Genomic DNA, 419 nt, shown 5'->3' with positions numbered 1-419 from the left:
CTTGTAGATCTGCGTGGCGATCAGCGGAAAGGCGATCACCATGCCGCCGAACATGGCGAGCTTGACCTGGGTGAAGAAGAATTCCTGCGGCGCCGTGTAGATCAGCTCGACCTTGTGCGGATCGAGCCCTGCCCACTGCGTCGCCCATTTGAACGGCACGACCAGGAGGTTGAACAGTTTCTTGGCGAAGAAGAAACAGACCAGGAAGGCAACGAAGAAGCCGCCCAGCGACCAGATCAGCCGCCGGCGCAACTCGATCAGATGCTCCATCAGCGGCGCGGACGATTTCTCGATCTCGTCCTTTTCGGTGTCCGAAACGCTCACTTGGCGGCTCCCGCCGTCTTCTTGGCCACCGGCTTCTTCACCGCTGCAAGCTTCGGTTCGGCTTTCGCCCCCATCTTGGTCGCTACAGTCTTGGC

The 419-nt window shown here is 59.9% G+C and carries 1 protein-coding gene; it reads right to left on the bottom strand.

Annotation, left to right across the window (positions count from 1 at the left end; genetic code table 11):
- The coding region (locus EN984_RS37415) for a twin-arginine translocase subunit TatC (RefSeq protein ID WP_206517607.1) at positions 1-324 on the bottom strand (324 nt) is incomplete at its 3' end.
- Between the last annotated feature and the right edge of the window lie 95 nt (positions 325-419).

Origin of the sequence: Mesorhizobium sp. M7A.F.Ca.CA.004.12.1.1 (assembly GCF_003997835.1) — a bacterium.
GTDB lineage: Bacteria > Pseudomonadota > Alphaproteobacteria > Rhizobiales > Rhizobiaceae > Mesorhizobium.
The sequence above is the reverse complement of the archived record's forward strand: the minus strand, read 5'-3'. Positions and strand labels throughout refer to the sequence as shown.